Here is a 21,217-nt window from a genome sequence, read left to right on the forward strand (position 1 = left end):
GATAAAAAGGTAAAGAAAATTTAACGAAGGAGTAAAGATATGGCAGACAGAGCCCAGTTTCAGAAAAAATTAGGAGAGCTTCTTGCAGTTGCAGCAAGCCAGAATAATAAAATGACCAGTCAGGAAGTGCAAGCTTTCTTTCAGGATGACAATCTTACAGATGAGCAGATGAATCTGGTTCATGAATTCCTGATGTCTCAGAAAGTGGAAGTAATCGGATATACAGGAACTATAGAAAATACAGAAAAAACAGAACAAGAAGAAAAAGATACATTAAGCCAGCAGGAAAAAGACTATGTGGCAGAATATCTGATCGATATTGAAAAAATGGCGAAGCAGACGGAGGAAGAGGTAACACTTGCATATTATCTTCCCAAAGTTGTGGAAGAAGCAGTAAAGCTGCATATGCCGGGAATCTTCATCGGTGATGTGATCCAGGAAGGCAATGTCAGCTTGATGCTGTACTTAGGTGAGAATAAGAAAGCAACAGAAGCAGAAGTGCTGGAGCAGGTGCGCGCTGGAATCCGGGTGATGCTGGAATCCCACACCGAAGAAAAACGCCGCGATAAGAAGATGGTCGAGCGGGTGAATGATCTGGACGAGACAATCAAAAGCATGAAGGAAGAATACGGAAGAAAAGTATCGGTCGATGAAGTGGCGGAGCGTATGGGTATTACGGAAGACACCGTGGAAGATATCCTGAAGCTTGCAGGCGAAGAAGTGAAGGATGAGTAAAGGTGAGTCCTGCCTGTAAGTGGAGGTTGTTATACGCGATATCTGGGAGGAATGTTGTGGACATTTGAGCGCATTTGATATTATTCTGAAATTAACCAATCAATCAAATTGATGGATTTTATGCCATTATATGAAGAGTCCATTCCGGGATTTAAAGAAAGAATAATTTTTCCAATATGGAATACGCAAAAAATTCTGCTCCCTTTATTAGAATAATTTTCATGCATTTTCACATAATAGCATTAAAAGTAAAATTTAGCATGAGAAGAAAGAACAGCCATGCGGAATCAATCATGGAGGAATCATATGAAGGCAACAGGAATTGTACGTCGGATTGATGACCTGGGACGTGTGGTCATTCCGAAAGAAATACGAAGAACACTTAGGATCAGAGAAGGTGATCCACTGGAGATATTTACCGACCGGGAAGGCGAGATTATATTGAAAAAATATTCACCGATCGGAGAGCTTGCTGCATTTGCAGGTATGTATGCAGACAGCCTGGCAAAAGAGGCAGGGTGCCTTGTGTGTATCTGTGATATGGATCAGGTCGTGGCAGCTTCCGGAAACGGGAGAAAAGAGGTGCAGGAAAAGTATATCAGCAAAGTTCTTCAAGGGGAACTGGAAGAAAGAAACAGTATTTTGGCAAAGGTAGATGAGAAGAAATATATCCGGGTGTTTCGGGAACAGGAAAAGGATTATGTATGGGAATCTATTACACCGATCATTTGCGAAGGAGATGTTGTGGGGGCAGTTATTTTACTGTCATCAGATGAAAAAGAGAAGTTTACAAAACTGGAACAAAAGCTGGGGGCATGTGCGGCAGGATTTCTTGGAAAGCAAATGGAGTGATAAAATTTGCAGAAGCAGTCATATTCGCCGGATCTGGCTCATACCTTGTGGTAGACAAGGAGGAAAGAGATGGAGAATATGCAAAAAAATATAAAGGTCATATGGTGGATCAAGTCACTTCTGGCTTCTTATATTGTCACCGGTATATTACTTTTGGTTTTGACGTTTTTTATGTATAAATTTGAATTAAATGAAAAAATTGTATCGGCGGCAATTGTTGGAATCTATGTAGTGTCAACACTGATCGGAGGAATGATCATAGGGAAACTGACAAAATCAAAACGGTACTTGTGGGGGATGGTTCTTGGAATCATATATTTTGTATTGCTTTTGCTCATTACACTTGGAGTTTACAGAACTCTGAATGGAGACAGTGTAAGTATTGTCACATCACTGATACTATGTGCAGGTGGCGGTATGACCGGTGGTATGATATCATGAAAGACTAAAAAATAAGAGCTGCGTATATCTCTTGTAAAAAGGAAACAGATATAGGCAGCTTTTATTTTACGTATGGTTCATAATCGTAATGACGAATGTATATGTCCCTTACAGAAAGTAGAATAGTTACAGTTCGAATCAGAAAGTTTTTGCCACATGTAAAAATGTAAAGATACCAGGATGGAAAGTGTTTCCACCGGCATCTTATGAATTATGGTCTACCTGATCCATGTACTTGATGAGGCGGAAAATCTGGCTTGTATAGCCCCATTCATTATCATAGAAACAGATGACCTTAAAGAAGTGAGAATTTACTTGAATTCCCTGTCTTGCATCAAAGATAGAAGCGTGTGAATCTCCGATGAAATCAGAAGATACAACTTCATCATCTACATAATCAAGAATGCCGGACAAATATGTCATGGAGGCTTCCTTTACTTTTTTGCAGATATCCTTATAAGATGCAGACTCTTTTAGTGCGACGTTCAGATCAACGATTGAGACGTCTGTAGTTGGAACACGATAAGAAATACCACTCATCTTGTCCTTCAGAGAAGGAATGACGAGAGAGATAGCCTTAGCGGCTCCGGTTGTGGATGGAATCAGATTGCCGAATGCAGAACGTCCGGTACGCCAGTCCTTGAGAGAACGGCTGTCCACAACTTTCTGCTTGGCAGTTGCGGCGTGGATCGTAGACATCAGCCCATATTCAATTCCATAATTGTCTTCCAGTACTTTACAGATAGGTGCCAGACAGTTGGTCGTGCAGGAAGCATTGGACACAACGGACATATCTTTCGAATAACCGGTATGGTTGATTCCCATGATGAATGTAGGTGTTTCTTCATCTTTTGCAGGTGCAGAAATAATGACTTTTTTTGCACCACCTTGCAGGTGAGCACTTGCCTTTTTTGCCGTGCAAAATGCTCCGGTTGCATCGATGATGTATTCGGCACCGCAGGAACCCCAAGGGATGGAAGCAGCATCACCTTCTGTGAAGACAGGAATCTTCTGCCCGTTAATGATAAGTCCGTGTTCATAAGTTCCAAGTTCTCCCTGGAAACGTCCAAATGTAGAGTCGTAGCGGATCATATAGACCATATAATCAAGATCCGCATTTCTTGCGTTAATTCCACATAATTTAAAAGTTTCCGGTCGACTGATGGCGATACGGAGTGCAACGCGTCCAATACGTCCGAATCCGTTAATGCCAATTGAAATTGCCATGTTACAATTACCTCCTATAAGACATATTAATGAAGTGGCAATTTCTGATTCATTTGTAATCTAACGCAAGTGTAACATAGTAAAATTGAAAAAACCACCTTTTTGCAGGTAATTAAAATATTAACGGGAATAATTAAAAATTAACGATTCAGATAAAAATATTGCGAAAAAGAAAGGAAGATGCTATACTTATAAAAGTCAAGAAAGACAAGGAGGAATGTAGTGATGAAACATGTGAAAACATTGAATACACAGACTCTGAACAAGACAGTGAAAAAAGGCGGTTGCGGCGAATGTCAGACATCTTGCCAGTCAGCATGCAAGACTTCCTGTACAGTAGGAAATCAGACCTGTGAGCAGAGCAAATAAGTAAAAGAACATAGGTAAAAAACCAGGAGACAGCGGTCTTAAAAGGGTCGCTGTCTCTGTTCTGTTGCCAAATAACCATTAAAATTTTAAAGAGATAGAAAAAATAGAAAAGGAGATTATTACTGTGATTCATCAGTATAAGAATAACGGATATAACATTGTTCTGGATGTATACAGTGGAGCCGTACATGTGGTTGATGACCTGTGCTATGATGTGATCGCTGTACTGAATGAACCGGACGAAGAACCAACAGCTGAGATTTTAAAGAGTGATCTTACATGGGAGAATCTGAAAAAGCGGCTTGGAGATACATATAGCGAGGAAGATTTAAGAGATGCTCTTGATGATGTCATTGAACTGACAGAGGACGGGAAATTATTTACAAAGGATGAGTTTGAATATCTTGTTCCAATCGTGAAGAAGAGAAAGACAGTTGTAAAGGCTCTTTGCCTTCACATTGCACATGACTGTAATCTGGCCTGCAGGTACTGCTTTGCAGAAGAAGGCGAGTATCATGGAAGACGTGCTCTTATGAGTTATGAAGTCGGAAAGAAGGCATTAGATTTCCTGATCGCAAATTCCGGAAGCAGAAGAAATCTGGAAGTAGATTTCTTTGGAGGAGAGCCACTTATGAACTGGCAGGTTGTCAAAGATCTGGTAGCATACGGAAGAGAACAGGAAAAGCTTCATGACAAGAATTTCCGATTTACAGTTACGACGAACGGCGTTCTTCTGAATGATGAGATTCAGGAGTTTGTCAATAAAGAGATGGACAATGTTGTGCTAAGCCTGGATGGACGAAAGGAAATCAATGATAAGATGCGTCCGTTCCGCAACGGAAAAGGAAGCTACGATCTGATCGTGCCGAAATTCCAGAAGCTGGCTGAAAGCCGTAATCAGGAGAAGTATTATATCCGTGGGACATTTACAAGAAATAATCTGGATTTCTCCAATGATATCCTGCATTTTGCAGACCTTGGATTCAAGCAGATGTCCATTGAGCCGGTCGTAGGTGATGAATCCGATCCATATGCGATCCGCGAAGAGGATATTCCACAGATCAAAGAAGAGTATGATAAGCTTGCCAAGATTATGATCGAACGAGAGAAAGAAGGCAAAGGATTTAATTTCTTCCACTTTATGATCGATCTGGAAGGCGGCCCATGTGTGATGAAACGTATGTCCGGCTGTGGTTCCGGAACAGAATATCTGTCTGTCACACCATGGGGAGATCTGTATCCATGCCATCAGTTTGTCGGACAGGAAGAATTCCTGATGGGAAATGTAGACGATGGAATTGTAAAGCCGGAGATTGCAGATGATTTCAGAAGCTGCAGTGTATATTCAAAAGAAAAATGTAAAAATTGTTTCGCTAAATTCTACTGTAGCGGTGGATGTATGGCAAACTCTTATAATTTCCATGGAACGATCCATGATTGTTATGATGTTGGCTGTGAGATGCAGCGTAAACGTGTGGAATGTGCCATTATGATCAAAGCAGCACTGGCAGATGCATAATGTGTAACATAGAATCCTTCGAAGGAATGGAAGAAAGAGAAAGGAAGTAAATCATGAAAAAAAGCAGAGGCATACTTAGTCTTATTGTGGCAGCGGCCTTGATCGTACTGCTTGGTTTTACGACAATTGTTGGATTCGGAAAAGGCCATACAGGTTCTATGAAGAATATCAAACTGGGTCTGGACCTTGCCGGTGGTGTAAGTATCACATATCAGGTCAAAGATGACAATCCATCGGATGAAGAGATGAGTGATACGATCTATAAGCTGCAAAAGCGTGTAGAACAGTATAGTACAGAGGCAAGTGTATATCAGGAGGGAAGCGACCGTATTAATATCGAGATTCCTGGTGTTACAGATGCCAATGAGATTTTAGATGAACTGGGACAGCCGGGTTCCCTGTATTTTATTGCACAGACAGGCAGTGACGGCTCAGCAAACTACAGTCAGGTGAACAGTACGGGAGATGCGTCCAAAGATTATCAGCTCAACAAGACAATTGAAGAATTGCAGGCAGACGGTTCTATTGTACTGAGTGGCAATGATGTAAAAAGTGCCCAGGCTCAGACAACAGAAGACCAGCTGACAAAGAATAAACAGAATGTTGTATCTCTTACATTTACAAAAGATGGAACAACAAAGTTCGCAGATGCAACAACAAAAGCACTGGCAGCAAGCCAGAGCATTGGTATCTATTATGACGGGGCATTTGTAAGTGTTCCGAATGTACAGGCAGCCATTACAAATGGACAGGCTCAGATCAGTGGTAACATGACCTATGAAGAAGCAGATGCGCTTGCTTCTACAATCCGTATCGGTGGTCTGAAGCTGGAACTGGAAGAGTTGCGTTCTAATGTTGTAGGAGCCCAGCTTGGTGAGCAGGCAGTTGCGACCAGTTTAAAAGCCGGAGCAATCGGACTTGCAATTGTATTTGTATTCATGTGTTGTGTATACTTGCTTCCGGGACTTGCATCCGGACTTGCACTTTTAATCTATACAGGACTTGTACTTATAATCCTGAATGCATTTGAAGTAACATTGACACTTCCGGGTATTGCCGGTATCATTCTTGGCATTGGTATGGCAGTAGATGCCAACGTTATCATCTTCGCTCGTGTGCGTGAAGAGATGGTACGCGGAAGAAGTGTAAAGAATTCTCTGAAGATTGGTTTCCAGAAAGCTTTATCAGCAATCTTAGATGGTAATATTACGACTCTGATCGCAGCAGTTGTATTGTGGTTCAAAGGTTCCGGTACAGTAAAAGGATTCGCGCAGACACTTGCAATTGGTATCATCGCATCTATGTTTACAGCACTTGTTATTACAAGATTGATCGTAAATGCATTTTATGCAGTTGGACTTAGAAGTGAAAAATTATATTATCGTCCAAAGAAAGAGCGTGAGCCAATCGATTTCCTTTCAAAGAAAAAAGTGTTCTTTACAATTTCTCTTGTATTAATTGCAGCAGGATTGATCACGATCGGTGCCAATGCAGGAAGAGGAAAAGGAGCATTTGCATACAGCCTTGAATTCCAGGGCGGTACATCTACAAATGTAACATTTGATAAAGATTACTCTATTGATGAGATTGATAAGGAAATTGTTCCGGTTGTAGAAAAGGTAACTGGAGATAACAATGTTCAGACTCAGAAAGTAGCCGGAACCAATCAGGTTATTATCAAGACAGTTACACTGGATCTTGACAAGCGTGAAGCACTGAATAAGGCTATGGTTGATAACTTCGGTGTGGACGAATCAAAGATTACGGCAGAAAATATCAGTTCTACAGTAAGTAATGAGATGCGAAGAGATGCAGTTATCGCGGTTGTTATTGCGACAATCTGTATGCTTCTGTATATCTGGTTCCGATTCAAGGATATCCGTTTCGCTACCAGTGCGGTACTTGCTCTTTTACATGACGTCCTTGTTGTAGTAGGATTCTATGCAATTGCAAGAATCTCTGTTGGTAATACATTTATCGCGTGTATGCTGACAATCGTTGGATATTCCATCAACGCGACCATTGTTATCTTTGACCGTATCCGAGAGGAAATGCGTGGTAAGACAAAGAGCAGTGATGTTGCAGCAGTTGTAAACAAGAGTATCACACAGACGCTGACAAGAAGTATCTATACATCTCTTACAACATTTATCATGGTAGCAGTACTTTACGTCATGGGTGTAAGTTCTATCAAGGAGTTTGCACTTCCATTGATGGTCGGAGTTGTATGCGGAGCTTACTCATCTGTATGTATCACAGGAGCGCTGTGGTATGTAATGAAACGCTTCAAGAAGTAATTTTAAATACTATAGAACAGCCAAAGTCATATTTTATGGCGAGGCTGTTCTTTTCTTAAAATAAATATTTGCAAAGTAAATAAAATGATGTTGGAGATTCCTGTAGAAAGTGTAGTATTTACTTTGCAAATATTTATTTGGATAAAACAGGAGAGACGAAAATTATGGAACGCTGGGTACTTTTAAGAAAAGGTGCTGATTTTGAGGCTATCAGTAAGAAATTTCATATTAGTCCGAGACTGGCCAGTCTGATCCGTAACCGGGATGTTATTGGAGATGAAGCAATCAACCAATATCTGAACGGTACAATTGCGGAACTCTACGATGGAATGCAGATGAAGGGTATGCCACAGGCGGTGGAAATTCTGACTGAAAAAATCAGGGACCGGGAAAAAATCCGTGTCATTGGAGACTATGACTGTGATGGGATCAATGCGACATATATTCTTTTAGAAGGTCTGGAAAAGCTTGGCGCAAAGGTGGACAGCGACATCCCAGATCGTATCAAAGACGGATATGGATTAAATCAGCATCTGATCGACCGGGCGCATGAAGATGGAATTGATACGATCATCACCTGCGATAACGGAATTGCGGCAGCGAAAGAAATTGAGTATGGAAAAGCGCTTGGTATGACGATCATCGTAACAGACCATCATGAAGTGCCGTACAAGGAAAATGAAGCGGGAAGAAGATACATTTTACCGCCGGCAGATGCAGTTGTTGACCCAAGGCAGGAAGGATGTGAATATCCATTTAAAGGATTATGTGGTGCAGCGGTTGCATACAAGCTTGTAGAGGCGCTCTGTGAGGCAAATGGTCAGGATGTGGCGGATCTGGATTATCTTTTGGAAAATGTTGCAATTGCAACAGTGGCAGATGTGATGGATCTGACAGAGGAAAATCGAATTCTGGTGAAGCAGGGTCTTGAGATGCTAAAGAGGACATCTAATCTGGGACTACGTGCCCTGATCCAGTGTATCGGGCTGGAGGGGAAAAAGATTCAGGCATATCACATCGGATTTATTCTTGCTCCGTGTCTGAATGCCAGTGGTAAGTTGGATACGGCAAAAAGAGCACTGGCACTGCTTCGGGCAAAGACAGGGCGGGAGGCAGATATGCTGGCAGGTGATCTGAAAGCATTGAATGAAAGCCGTAGAGATATGACAGACCGCGTTGTAGATGAGGCAATGGCGAAAGTGGAACAGACAGATATCCGGGAGGATAAGGTGCTTGTTATCTATCTGCCGGATTGTCATGAAAGCCTTGCCGGACTTGTGGCTGGCCGTGTGAGAGAAAATTACTATCGTCCGGTATTTGTATTGACAGATTCCGAAGATGGAGTCAAAGGATCGGGAAGATCGATCGAAAGCTATTCCATGTATGAAGAACTGACAGGCTGTGGGGATCTTCTGACAAAATTCGGCGGACATCCGATGGCGGCAGGACTTTCACTTGATAAAGAAAATGTTGAGAAATTTAAAAGAAGGCTAAATGATCAGTGTACGCTTTCAGAAGAAGAGCTGACAGAAAAAGTAGTGATTGATATGGAACTGCCATTTGCTGCTATTACAGAACATTTTATAGAAGAACTTGAATACATGGAACCATTTGGAAAAGGTAATACAAAACCGGTTTTTGCGGCAAGAGGCGTCGTCATGCAGCATATGAAGATCATCGGGAAAAATAAAAATGTTGCAAAAGCAACAGCAATCGATGCGGCGGGAAACCGGATGGAAGCCATCTGTTTTCGTGATGTACAGGAATTTGCAGAACGGTGTGAAAGAAATAATGGTAAAATGTCCATTACATTTTACCCTGGAATCAATGAATTCCGGGGAGAAAGACAAATTCAGATTGTAATTACCCATTATCGATAGATTTTTTTTGAAAAATGGAACAAATAATGCTATACTAAAAGATATACTTTACCTTGAAAGAGAAGAAGGAGAGAATAATTATGAAACCGATAGAAGATTATGTAGTAAGTATTCCGGATTTTCCAGAACCGGGGATCATATTTCGTGATGTGACAAGTGTATTACAAGACGCGGAAGGACTGCATCTTGCAATTGATCTGATGCAGGAAAAATTAGAAGGTCTTGACTTTGACGTAGTAGTCGGACCGGAATCCAGAGGATTTATTTTCGGGGTACCGATCGCATATAATCTGAAAAAGCCATTTATTCCGATTCGTAAAAAAGGAAAGCTTCCAAGAGAGACGGTTTCTGCAGAGTATGAATTAGAGTATGGCACAGCAACTATCGAGATGCACAAAGATGCGATCAAGCCAGGGCAGAGAGTTGTGATCATTGATGATCTGATCGCGACAGGCGGAACGAATGAGGCAATGATCCATTTGATTGAAGGTCTTGGCGGAAAGGTTGTAAAGACTGTGTTTTTAATGGAACTGGCAGGACTTCATGGACGTGACAGATTACAGGGATATGATATAGATTCAGTTATTGTATATCCTGGAAAATAGAAAAAGATATACATTTGAGAGACTAGAGAGGGAAGGAGGCGTTAATATGTCAGAGAATAAAACAACATATGAGTCACTGGACGGCAAGATTGCTCCGGAAGCATTGCTAAAAGACACAAGAGGGAAACTTCAGATGGTAGATGGGCACGGGATCAAACAGGAGGCAGATTATGATGATCCGGATAAGCTTTATGGCATGTTAATTGCCCGTATTCAAAAGTATCATCCGTCTGCGGATGTTACTCAGATCGAGAAGGCATATAATCTGGCAAAAAAAGCGCATGGAGACCAAAAGAGAAAGTCGGGAGAACCGTATATTATCCACCCGCTCTGGGTAGCAATCATTCTTGCGGATCTTGAGATGGATAAGGAGACAATTATCGCAGCTCTTCTTCATGACGTAGTGGAAGATACTCGGATTGGAGAGGATTATATAAAAGAAGAGTTTGGAGAAGAGGTAGCTCTTTTGGTAGACGGTGTTACGAAACTTGGCCGTGTAGCTTATTCTGCGGACAAACTGGAACTTCAGGCGGAGAATTTGAGAAAGATGTTCCTTGCTATGGCAAAGGATATCCGGGTTATTATCATTAAACTTGCGGACCGTCTGCATAATATGCGTACACTGCAGTTCATGACTCCGGCCAAACAGCAGGAAAAGGCCCGTGAGACAATGGATATTTATGCGCCGATCGCGGGAAGGCTTGGTATTTCTAAAATTAAGACAGAACTTGACGATCTGTCATTGAAGTATCTGAAACCAGATGTATTTTTTGACCTTGTAAATCAGATCAATGCCAGAAAAACAGAGCGTGAGGAATTTGTCCAACAGATTGTGGATGAAGTGTCCATGCATATGAAAAATGCGGGGATCAAAGCAGATGTAAATGGACGTGTAAAGCATTTCTTCAGTATTTATAAGAAGATGGTCAATCAGGATAAGACAGTAGATCAGATTTATGACCTGTTTGCAGTCCGTATCATTGTGGATTCTGTCAAAGACTGTTATGCGGCATTGGGAATTATCCATGAGATTTATACGCCGATTCCTGGAAGATTTAAAGATTATATTGCCATGCCGAAACCGAATATGTATCAGTCTCTGCATACAACGCTGATGAGTTCGATTGGTCAGCCGTTTGAGATCCAGATCCGTACACAGGAGATGCATAAGACAGCCGAATATGGTATTGCTGCTCACTGGAAGTATAAAGAGTCCGGCGGCAGCAAGAAAGGTGTTATGGCTGAAGAAGAGAAAATGAGCTGGCTCAGACAGATTCTGGAATGGCAGAGAGATATGTCTGACAACAAGGAATTCTTAAGCCTCATCAAAGGAGATCTGGATCTGTTTGCAGATGATGTGTACTGCTTTACACCGCAGGGGGATGTAAAGACATTGCCGACGGGGTCCACTCCAATCGACTTTGCTTATTCCATACACAGTGCAGTCGGCAATAAGATGGTCGGTGCCAGAGTGAATGGAAAGCTTGTTCCGATTGATTACAGAATCCAGAATGGAGACAGAATAGAAATTCTGACCTCCCAGAATTCGAAAGGACCAAGCCGTGACTGGCTGAATGTAGTCAAGAGTACACAGGCAAAAAATAAGATCAATCAGTGGTTCAAAAAAGAATTTAAAGAGAGCAATATTATCAAAGGAAAAGAGATGGTGGCTTCCTATTGCAAAGCAAAATCTCTCAACCTTTCTAATCTGCTCCAGCCAAAATATGAAGAGATCGTACAGAGAAAATATGGATTCAAGGACTGGGATTCTGTGCTTGCCGCGATTGGACATGGCGGCTTAAAAGAAGGACAGGTCGTGAATCGTCTGGCGGAAGAATATGGCAAGGATCACAAGCAGGAACTGACAGATGAAATTGTACTTGAAAAAGTTGCAGAGGCGGCTAAGAATAAAGTCCATATTGCCAAGTCCAAGAGTGGAATTGTTGTGAAAGGAATTGATGATGTGGCAGTCCGGTTCTCCAGATGCTGTAATCCAGTACCGGGAGATGAGATTGTCGGATTTGTTACAAGAGGAAGAGGACTTTCGATTCACCGCACGGATTGTGTTAATATGATACATTTGACAGAAGCAGAACGTGCAAGACTGATTCCGGCTGAGTGGGAAGGAAATGTGGCAGAAGAGGCAGGAGGTCAGTATCTGGCTGAGATCAAGATGTATGCAAGAGATCAGCAGGGACTTCTGATGAGTATTTCCAAAGTATTTACGGAGATGGAGATGGATGTCAAATCCTTAAATATCCGCACGAGCAAGCAGGGAACTGCGACCATCGAGGCTGGATTTATTGTGCATGGCCGAGAGGAACTTGCAAAAGTAATTGGTAAACTGCGTCAGATTGATGACGTGATTGATATTGAGAGAACAACAGGCTAGGAGGAAAGAAAAAGCAATGAAGATAGAGAAATTTCCCCTTGGGATTTTGGGGGCAAATTGTTACCTTTTGATAAATGAAGAGACAAAGGATACAGTTGTAGTGGATCCAGGTGGACATTCTAAGAAGTTTACAGCATACATTGAGGAAGAAAAACTTAACCTTGTGGCAATTCTTCTGACTCATGGACATTTCGATCATATTATGGGAATTGATTCTATTCTGGAAAACTGGAATATTCCGGTCTATGTAGAGGAAGAGGATCTTCCGATTATGACGGATCCAGAGCTGAATCTGTCTTCGTCTTACACGAACGGCTATTCCTTTGATGGTGCAAAACCGTTAAAAGACGGACAAAAACTGGAACTGGCAGGTGAGACGATAGAAGTCATTCATACACCGGGACATACGATGGGCGGCTGTTGCTATTATCTGCCTGTAGAACATGCGGTATTTAGTGGAGATACTTTATTCCAGCGTTCTGTCGGACGTACGGATTTTCCGAACAGCAGTCAGGATGCAATCGTACGATCTGTAAGAGAACGACTGTTCGCACTTCCGGATGATACGATTGTTTATCCGGGACATATGGGTGAGACAAAGATAGAGTATGAGAAGCTTCACAACCCATATGTACAGGAGGGCTAAGAATGATCCGGGTTATATGCAATCAGGAGACATTTGTGTATAATGCATATCATATGGTGAAGGCTTTTTATCCATCGGAGACAGTTACGTCTTCGGTGGACGAAAAAGCCTCTAATTATGTAACTGTGGAATTTGCAGAAGATGGTACAGACGGGCAGAAAGAGGCGATGATTGAAATTGCAGACAGGCAGACAAATGACATGCCAGCGGAGAAATCTGCAATGAAAAAATATCTCGACCGGATGTTATACAAAAAGTTGTCAGAGCAAAGTGGCAGAACTCTTGCATGGGGAATCCTGATGGGAGTACGACCGACTAAAATTGCTATGAGAAAACTGGAAGAAGGTATGACACAGGAGACGTTTGTTCCATGGTTCCAGAAGGAGAATCTGGTGAGTGAAGAAAAAGCACATCTTGCATGGCAGATTGCAGGGAGAGAAAAAAAGCTTCTGGATCAGTTGGATTATGAAAATGGCTATAGTCTTTATGTGGGAATCCCGTTCTGCCCAACGGTTTGCAGTTACTGTTCGTTTAGTTCGGGTGCCTTAGGTGACTGGGAGCACCGGGTAGAAGACTATCTGGCTGCACTTATGAAGGAACTGGAAGCAATTGCGAAAATATCTGAAGGAAGAAAAGCTGACACCATTTACATGGGCGGTGGAACACCGACAACTTTGAATGCGGATCAGTTAGACCGGCTGCTTACATGCATTGATAGACATTTTGTAAGGGAAGGACTTCTGGAGTTTACGGTGGAAGCCGGACGACCGGACAGTATTACGAAAGAGAAACTTCAGGTGCTTCGAAATCACGGTATTAATCGAATTTCTATCAATCCTCAGAGCATGCAGCAGAAGACCTTGGATACAATTGGACGTAAGCATACTGTAGAACAAGTGTATGAAGCATTTCATATGGCGAGAAAGCTGGGATTTGATAATATCAATATGGATATTATTGCAGGACTTCCGGGAGAGACACCGGAGGATATGGAGGACACTCTAAGACAGATTGCGTTACTTGGACCTGATAATCTGACGGTACATTCCCTTGCAATTAAACGTGCAGCTAAAATGGGCCAGGAAGAGAGAGAAGGGAAACGATTAACGATCATACAAGATGAAATAGGTACGATGGTAGAGATGGCAGGAAATAAAGCCCGACAGATGGGACTTTTTCCGTATTATCTGTATCGTCAGAAGAATATTGCCGGAAATTTTGAAAATGTGGGCTATGCAAAGGTTGACAAAGCAGGAATATACAATATACTAATTATGGAGGAAAAGCAATCCATTATTGCAGCAGGTGCAGGTGCGTCTACAAAAATCGTACTGAAAGAACCTGTCATAAATCCTGAAAGCAAAAAGAAGAAAAAAACCAGTCTGATCCGGCAGGAGAATGTAAAAGCAATCGATGCTTACATCAGCCGGGTGGACGAGATGATAGAACGAAAAGGAGAATGGCTATGGCGTTAAAGAAGAAACCAGTAACCGGTATGAAAGATGTAATGCCGGCAGAGATGGAAATCCGGGATTACCTGATCGGCCTGATTAAAGACACCTATAAAACATTTGGATTCCAATCTATGGAAACTCCATGTGTTGAGCATATCGAGAACCTGTGCAGCAAGCAGGGGGGAGATAACGAAAAACTGATCTTCAAGATTTTGAAACGTGGAGAAAAGTTAAAAATTGACGAGGCAAAAGAGGAAAATGATCTTGTGGATGGAGGACTTCGGTATGACCTGACAGTTCCGCTTGCAAGATATTATTCTAATCATGCAAATGAGCTGCCGTCTCCTTTTAAAGCACTTCAGATTGGAAGTGTGTGGAGAGCAGACCGTCCGCAGAAAGGACGTTTCCGCCAGTTCGTACAGTGCGATATCGATATATTAGGAGAGGCTTCTAATCTAGCCGAAATCGAGCTGATCCTTGCTACAACGGCGATGCTTGGGAAACTGGACTTTAAGAATTTTACTGTATGTATTAATGACCGTAATATATTGAAATCTATGGCTGCTTACAGTGGTTTTAAAGAGGAAGACTATGATGAAGTCTTCATTGTTCTGGATAAGATGGATAAGATCGGACCGGAAGGTGTCGAGGCAGAGCTTATTGAGATGGGATATACCAGTGAAAGTGTTAAGACCTACCTTTCTCTTTTTGATGAGGTTGCTTCTGATGTATCCGGAGTCCGTTACCTGAAAGAAAAGCTTGGAGATTATCTGAGTGATGAGACAGCTGACGGTCTGGAATTGATTATGTCAAGTGTAGAAGCTGCAAAAGAGTGTGATTTTAAACTTCAGTTCACACCAACCCTCGTAAGAGGACAGTCCTACTATACCGGAACAATTTTTGAGGTAACTATGGACGACTTTGGCGGTTCTGTTGCCGGAGGCGGACGTTATGATAAGATGATCGGCAAGTTTACAGGGCAGGATACACCGGCATGCGGATTTTCTATTGGATTTGAGAGAATTGTCATGCTACTTCTGGAAAATGGATATAAAGTTCCGGGAGGACGCCAGAAAAAGGCATATCTTCTGGAGAAGAAGCTTCCAAAAGAGGCCATGTTGAAGGTTCTTGCTCTTGCAAAAGCTGACCGGGAGGCAGGACGACAGGTGCTGATCGTCAATATGAAGAAGAATAAGAAGTTTCAGAAAGAGCAGCTAATAGAAGATGGATATACAGAAATTGCAGACTGTTATGCAGATTCCGTAGACAGGCTGTAGAGAATAGAACGCACAAGTGAAAAAGGAGATATAGAAAAATGGCAGAGTCAATGCAGGGCTTAAAGAGAACCCACAGATGTGGGGAACTGTCAGCAGCTAACGTAGGCGAGACAGCGACCATTATGGGCTGGGTACAGAAAAATCGTAATAAAGGAGGTCTCGTATTTGTAGATGTAAGAGACCGTTCCGGAATTATCCAGGTTGTATTTGATGAAGGAAGTGTAGATGCAGCACTGATCGAGAAGGCTGCAAAGCTTCGCAGTGAATATGTTGTTGCAGTTGTAGGAAAAGTTGCAAAACGATCTGGTGCAGTCAATGAGAACATTGCAACAGGTGAAATTGAGATTATCCCAGAGGAGCTTCGTGTACTTTCTGAGTCAGAGACACCTCCGTTCCAGATTGAGGAGAATTCTAAGACAAAAGAAGAAGTCCGTCTGAAATACAGATATCTGGATCTTAGAAGACCGGATATGCAGCGCAATCTGATGATGAGAAGCAAGGTGGCTACACTTGCACGTCAGTTTATGGCAAATGAAGGATTCCTTGAGATTGAGACACCGGTACTCATCGGAAGTACACCGGAGGGAGCAAGAGATTACCTTGTACCAAGCCGCGTTCATCAGGGACATTTTTATGCACTTCCACAGTCACCACAGCTATTTAAGCAGCTTTTAATGTGTTCTGGTTATGACAGATATTTCCAGATTGCAAAATGTTTCCGTGACGAGGATCTTCGAGCAGACCGTCAGCCAGAGTTCACACAGATGGATATGGAGCTGTCTTTCGTAGATGTTGATGATGTCATTGATGTCAATGAAAGATTCCTTGCGATGCTGTTTAAAGAAGTTCTTGGTGTGGAAGTTCCGCTTCCGATTCCGAGAATGACATGGCAGGAGGCTATGGATCGTTACGGTTCCGATAAACCGGATACAAGATTCGGCATGGAGCTTGTCAATGTGACAGATGTCGTAAAAGACAGCGAGTTTGTTGTATTTAAGGGTGCTATTGAGAATGGTGGTACTGTTCGTGGTATCAACGCAAAAGGCCAGGGAGGAATGGCACGTAAGAAGATTGACAAGCTGGTTGATTATGCAAAGGATTACGGTGCAAAAGGACTGGCTTACATTGCAATCCATGAAGATGGAACTGTAAAATCGTCTTTCGCAAAATTCATGACAGAGGATGAGCAGAAGAACTTGATTCAGGCTATGGACGGTGAGAATGGTGATCTGCTTCTCTTTGCAGCAGATAAGAATAAAGTTGTATGGGATGTATTAGGTGCGCTTCGTCTGGAACTTGCACGCCAGATGGATCTTTTAGATAAGAATGAGTACAAATTTATGTGGATCACAGAGTTCCCGCTTCTTGAGTGGAGTGAAGAACAGAACCGTTTCACAGCAATGCATCACCCATTTACAATGCCAATGGAAGAAGATCTTCAGTATATCGACAGTGATCCGGGAAGAGTCCGTGCAAAAGCATACGATATTACTCTGAATGGAAATGAGATTGGTGGAGGAAGTGTGCGAATCTTTAACCCTGAGATCCAGAGCAAGATGTTCGAGGTGCTTGGATTTACACCAGAGCAGGCACAGGAGCAGTTCGGATTCCTCCTGACAGCATTCAAGTATGGAGTACCGCCACACGCAGGACTTGCATATGGACTGGATCGTCTTGTTATGCTCATGGCAAAACAGGATAGCATTCGTGACGTGATAGCATTCCCGAAGGTAAAAGATGCTTCAGATCTTATGACAGAGGCTCCGACAAAAGTTGACCAGAAACAGCTCGATGAATTGGGACTTGAAGTAGTAGCTGAGGAAGAATAAAAGTTATTTAATGATGAAAAAATCCCATCCGGATATTCTCGCATTGAAGAATACCGGATGGGATTTTTTCTTGAATTATTGATCTTTTGGTGAACGTCCATCTTTGTGCTTATTCCAGATATTGAATGCAATTAAAAGACCTGCTGTGTATAAGATGCTGATCAGAATTGCCGGGCTGTCTTTTAAGAAATAGATTACCAGAACAGCGGCAATTAATGCAATGGTCATCTGGAATGCAATCCAGATTCTTTTTTCACGAATTTCTCTGGCATGCTGCTGGGATTCCAGACGCTTCTGTTCTAATTTTAAGTATTCCATCAAGTCCTTGTCTGGAATGCGGGAAAGTATAATTTCATCGCGAACAAGTCTGGCTTCGCGGCGGGAGTGGATATTTGCAATTTTAGCAGAAAAACGGGCAAAAAATCCGGAGGAATCACGCTCTTTTTCAGCTTTGTCAAACGGATCCATCTCAGAATCCAAGTTATAAGCAGATTCCGTTCCTGGAGCAGTAGTATTATTGATGACAGATGCATTTTTCCGGGCAGTTGTGCTACCGGAAGCAGACGTATCTTCCTGGATAGTTGAACTTTTAGAAGCAGACGTATCTTCCTGGATAGTTGAACTTTTAGAAGCAGACGTATCTTTCTGGATAGTTGTGCTGCTAGAAGCAGATGTATCTTCCTGACCAGATGCATTTTCTGCAGCAGATGTATCTTTCTGACCAGATATAGTTTCTGTAGCAGATGCATGATCTATTGTAGTTATATTTTCTTCTGTAATTGTCTCTGACATAACAAACCTCCTATGTGAATTATATATATCAGCTGGGAGATGGCTCCCATCTCGCAGCAAGAATGCCGAGGCATTCTTGAATCATCGTTTTGTTTATCATAACAGTAAAAAAAATAAAAAACAACTGATTTTCCAAGATTAGTCTTATTAAAAGAAAGAAGATTAGAGACTTTCATATATGAGAAGTGTGCAAAAAAATGGAATAAAATATATTGCATCAAAAATTTTGAAAAAAATTAAAAAAAGCTGTTGACAAAAGTCTGATTATCCTGTATAGTATGTATTGTTCCAAGGAACACAAGAAACAAACGGAACAACATAATGAATGCGACAGTGGCTCAGTTGGTAGAGTACGACCTTGCCAAGGTCGGGGTCGCGGGTTCGAACCCCGTCTGTCGCTCTTATAAAAATCTCAATCTTCGGATTGAGATTTTTTCGTATATGATAACTTGTATTTTCTATATATTCAAGAATGCCGAGGCATTCTTGCTGCGAGGTTCATGCATTAAAATTCTCCTATAATTCCAATAATTACAGATAGAAAAACATGCGTAAAATAAAAAATTATGATATGATATGAGAGTCAAATCTCAGAAAGAAACAATGTTGATAAAAAGTGGAGGCAGATTATGGAAGCATACACTCTGGATTGGCAAAAAGGACAGCTTATTCAGGATAGGATGCAAGAAGCAAATTACAAGAGGATAAGTGATAAAAAAATAGATGATACTATGAAGGTTCAGATTATGAATCTGAAAGAATACGAACAGATTAAGGAATATATTCCACATAAGAAGAATCTTCTATACAGTATGAATCATGTCAGGTACTGTAAAGTAGATTCGTTTCATGATTGTGTACAGGGAATTATGCGGGTGCCAGATTTGAAAAATCATGAAATGTTCGTATTTGGCTTTTGCATGTATAAGCAGACTCTTTATTTTGTGGAGGAAACAAATCAGATTCAACTTCTTATGGAACATGTGAAGAATGATGTCTATAAAAACTGCAGACTTCATGAAGTTTTGCTTATGATCTTAAACTATCTGATTGATGATGATGTGTACAGAATGCAGAAGATTGAAGAACAACTGGAGAAAATCGAAGAAAATGTAATTGGACATGTCCAGAAACATCTGGATGAAAGAATTATGAAGTATCGGAAACATTTTTCGGAACTGATGGTTTCTTATGATCAGATGACCAATATGGGTGAGCATATGCAGCTTTATATGAACAGAAATGAAATCCAGGATGAAGAAATGGGTTGGGAGCGTTATGTTCATAGAACTGAGCGTTTGCATCAGTATGCCGCGGAGATGAAAGAGTATACTCAGCAGATCCGTGAAATTTATCAGACCCAGATTACCTTGCAGCAAAATAGAGTTATGAATTTTCTGACAGTAGTGACGACAATATTTATGCCATTGACATTGATTACCGGGTGGTATGGAATGAACTTTTATAATATGCAAGAACTTCACTGGCAATATGGATATATTTGTGTCATCATAATATCAATCGTAGTAATTATTGCGGAATGTATTTACTTTAAAAAGAAAAAAATGTTATAAAGCAGGAGGAGAACAGGAATGAGCAAACCGCACAAGATAAAAATCGGACTTTTAGGACTGGGAACAGTTGGAAGTGGGGTATATAAGTTAATTGAAAAGCAAAAAGAGGAGTTTTGTAAAAAGGCAGGAGCAGATGTTGAGATTGTAAAGATTCTTGTACACAATATGGAGAAAAAGCGTGAAGGTGTGGATCCATCTCTTCTTACCGATAACTGGAGAGATATTATTGATAATGATGAGATCCAACTCGTAATTGAGGTGATGGGTGGAATTGAGCCGGCAAGAACCATGATTCTGGATGCTTTAAATGCAGGGAAAAATGTTGTGTCTGCTAATAAAGATCTGATTGCTGAGCACGGAAAAGAACTTCTGGATGCAGCAGAAGAGCATGGTGTGGATTTTCTGTTTGAGGCTGCAGTAGCCGGAGGAATCCCGATCATCCGTCCGTTAAAGCAATGCCTGGCGGCAAATGAGATTGATGAAGTCATTGGAATCATGAATGGTACAACAAACTATATCCTGACAAAGATGTTTGAAGACAATATGGATTTTGATGAAGCATTGGCAAAAGCGACAGAGCTTGGATATGCAGAGGCGGACCCGACAGCAGATATTGAAGGATTAGATGCCGGACGTAAAGCAGCAATTCTGGCTTCCATCGCATTTCATTCCAGAGTTGTGTTCAAGGATGTATATACAGAGGGAATTACAAAGATTTCTTCAAGAGACATAGCATATGCAAAAGAATTTGGCAATGTTATCAAATTACTTGGCGTGGCTCATAATACAGAAGATGGAATTGAAGTGGGTGTTTATCCAATGATGATTTCGCAGAATCACCCACTGGCATCTGTCAGAGATTCTTTCAATGCCGTATTTGTGCATGGAGATGCAGTTGGAGATGTAATGTTCTATGGACGTGGTGCTGGAGAGTTCCCGACTGCCAGTGCAGTTGTCGGAGATGTGATCGACGTAGTGCGTGACACGCAGTATCATTGTACCGGAAGAATCAGTTGTACCTGTTATCGGACAACACCAGTCAAGAATTTTAAGAATGTGAAAAATAAATTTTTCCTCCGTATGCAGGTGGAGAATAAACCTGGAGTTCTGGCTTCCATTGCCATGGTATTTGGTGTTCACAAGGTCAGCATTACAAAAGTCATGCAGAAGGAACAGTGCGAGAACTCTGATGTAGCTGAACTTGTTATTGTAACAGAGGCTGTCAAAGAAAGCCAGATGCTGGATTCTCTGGAGCATCTCAAAGATATGGAGACAATTCGCGAAGTCAGCAGTGTCATTCGTGAATATTAGTAGAAATATTGGAGGTT

At 41.6% G+C, this 21,217-nt stretch carries 17 protein-coding genes and 1 tRNA gene; 16 read left to right on the forward strand and 2 right to left on the reverse strand.

Annotation, left to right across the window (positions count from 1 at the left end):
- Positions 1 to 39: 39 nt before the first annotated feature.
- The 3 genes from NQ560_RS06240 to NQ560_RS06250 all read left to right on the forward strand — a co-directional run bounded on the left by NQ560_RS06240 (position 40) and on the right by NQ560_RS06250 (position 2,028).
- Positions 40 to 735, forward strand: a complete 696-nt coding sequence (locus NQ560_RS06240; RefSeq protein ID WP_005331604.1) for a sigma-70 domain-containing protein — start codon at positions 40 to 42, stop codon at positions 733 to 735.
- 306 nt (positions 736 to 1,041) lie between these two features.
- Entirely contained in the window at positions 1,042 to 1,587 is a 546-nt protein-coding gene (gene spoVT / locus NQ560_RS06245; protein ID WP_005331603.1) for a stage V sporulation protein T, read from the forward strand.
- Between the two features lie 69 nt (positions 1,588 to 1,656).
- Entirely contained in the window at positions 1,657 to 2,028 is a 372-nt protein-coding gene (locus NQ560_RS06250) for a TIGR04086 family membrane protein (protein WP_005331600.1), read from the forward strand.
- Positions 2,029 to 2,232: 204 nt separating this feature from the next.
- On the opposite strand, the gene gap is transcribed toward NQ560_RS06250, so the two are convergent.
- Entirely contained in the window at positions 2,233 to 3,255 is a 1,023-nt protein-coding gene (gene gap / locus NQ560_RS06255) for a type I glyceraldehyde-3-phosphate dehydrogenase (RefSeq protein ID WP_005331598.1), read from the reverse strand.
- 225 nt (positions 3,256 to 3,480) lie between these two features.
- Here gap and scfA point away from each other — a divergent pair, with 225 nt between their 5' ends.
- From scfA to aspS, 10 genes are all read left to right on the forward strand, one after another.
- Positions 3,481 to 3,624, forward strand: coding sequence for a six-cysteine ranthipeptide SCIFF (gene scfA / locus NQ560_RS06260; RefSeq protein ID WP_005331596.1), 144 nt, complete (start codon positions 3,481 to 3,483; stop codon positions 3,622 to 3,624).
- Between the two features lie 124 nt (positions 3,625 to 3,748).
- On the forward strand, positions 3,749 to 5,143 hold the full coding sequence (gene scfB / locus NQ560_RS06265) for a thioether cross-link-forming SCIFF peptide maturase (protein ID WP_005331595.1): 1,395 nt from the start codon (positions 3,749 to 3,751) through the stop codon (positions 5,141 to 5,143).
- Between the two features lie 53 nt (positions 5,144 to 5,196).
- Complete coding sequence (locus NQ560_RS06270; protein WP_005331592.1) at positions 5,197 to 7,440, forward strand: protein translocase subunit SecDF; 2,244 nt, start codon at positions 5,197 to 5,199, stop codon at positions 7,438 to 7,440.
- Positions 7,441 to 7,604: 164 nt separating this feature from the next.
- Positions 7,605 to 9,320 (forward strand): single-stranded-DNA-specific exonuclease RecJ, encoded by a 1,716-nt coding sequence (gene recJ, locus NQ560_RS06275; RefSeq protein ID WP_040015336.1) that lies wholly within the window; start codon positions 7,605 to 7,607, stop codon positions 9,318 to 9,320.
- Between the two features lie 80 nt (positions 9,321 to 9,400).
- Positions 9,401 to 9,925 (forward strand): adenine phosphoribosyltransferase, encoded by a 525-nt coding sequence (locus tag NQ560_RS06280; RefSeq protein ID WP_040015335.1) that lies wholly within the window; start codon positions 9,401 to 9,403, stop codon positions 9,923 to 9,925.
- 46 nt (positions 9,926 to 9,971) lie between these two features.
- A complete protein-coding gene (locus tag NQ560_RS06285) occupies positions 9,972 to 12,317 on the forward strand; it encodes a RelA/SpoT family protein (protein WP_040015334.1) in 2,346 nt (781 codons plus the stop codon).
- A gap of 16 nt (positions 12,318 to 12,333) precedes the next feature.
- Positions 12,334 to 12,963 carry an MBL fold metallo-hydrolase gene (locus NQ560_RS06290; RefSeq protein ID WP_040015333.1) on the forward strand — a complete coding sequence of 210 codons (630 nt, stop codon included), beginning with the start codon at positions 12,334 to 12,336 and terminating at the stop codon, positions 12,961 to 12,963.
- A gap of 2 nt (positions 12,964 to 12,965) precedes the next feature.
- Positions 12,966 to 14,438 (forward strand): coproporphyrinogen dehydrogenase HemZ, encoded by a 1,473-nt coding sequence (gene hemZ, locus NQ560_RS06295; RefSeq protein ID WP_005331580.1) that lies wholly within the window; start codon positions 12,966 to 12,968, stop codon positions 14,436 to 14,438.
- On the forward strand, positions 14,423 to 15,694 hold the full coding sequence (hisS, locus tag NQ560_RS06300) for a histidine--tRNA ligase (RefSeq protein WP_005331579.1): 1,272 nt from the start codon (positions 14,423 to 14,425) through the stop codon (positions 15,692 to 15,694). The genes hemZ and hisS overlap by 16 nt, the downstream gene beginning before the upstream one ends.
- Positions 15,695 to 15,732: 38 nt before the next feature.
- Entirely contained in the window at positions 15,733 to 17,523 is a 1,791-nt protein-coding gene (gene aspS, locus NQ560_RS06305) for an aspartate--tRNA ligase (protein ID WP_005331578.1), read from the forward strand.
- Positions 17,524 to 17,598: 75 nt separating this feature from the next.
- Here the strand turns inward: aspS and NQ560_RS06310 are convergent, their stop codons facing one another.
- The gene (locus NQ560_RS06310; protein WP_005331577.1) at positions 17,599 to 18,315 is read right to left on the reverse strand and encodes a hypothetical protein; all 717 of its coding nucleotides are present in this window, start codon (positions 18,313 to 18,315) and stop codon (positions 17,599 to 17,601) included.
- 327 nt (positions 18,316 to 18,642) lie between these two features.
- Here NQ560_RS06310 and NQ560_RS06315 point away from each other — a divergent pair.
- From NQ560_RS06315 to NQ560_RS06325, 3 genes are all read left to right on the forward strand, one after another.
- Positions 18,643 to 18,715, forward strand: a tRNA-Gly gene (locus tag NQ560_RS06315).
- Between the two features lie 229 nt (positions 18,716 to 18,944).
- Positions 18,945 to 19,889 (forward strand): magnesium transporter CorA family protein, encoded by a 945-nt coding sequence (locus NQ560_RS06320; protein ID WP_005331576.1) that lies wholly within the window; start codon positions 18,945 to 18,947, stop codon positions 19,887 to 19,889.
- Positions 19,890 to 19,907: 18 nt separating this feature from the next.
- The gene (locus NQ560_RS06325) at positions 19,908 to 21,200 is read left to right on the forward strand and encodes a homoserine dehydrogenase (RefSeq protein WP_005331575.1); all 1,293 of its coding nucleotides are present in this window, start codon (positions 19,908 to 19,910) and stop codon (positions 21,198 to 21,200) included.
- Positions 21,201 to 21,217 lie beyond the last annotated feature (17 nt).

The sequence above is a fragment of the Dorea formicigenerans genome (assembly GCF_025150245.1).
GTDB classification, from domain to species: Bacteria; Bacillota; Clostridia; order Lachnospirales; family Lachnospiraceae; genus Dorea; species Dorea formicigenerans.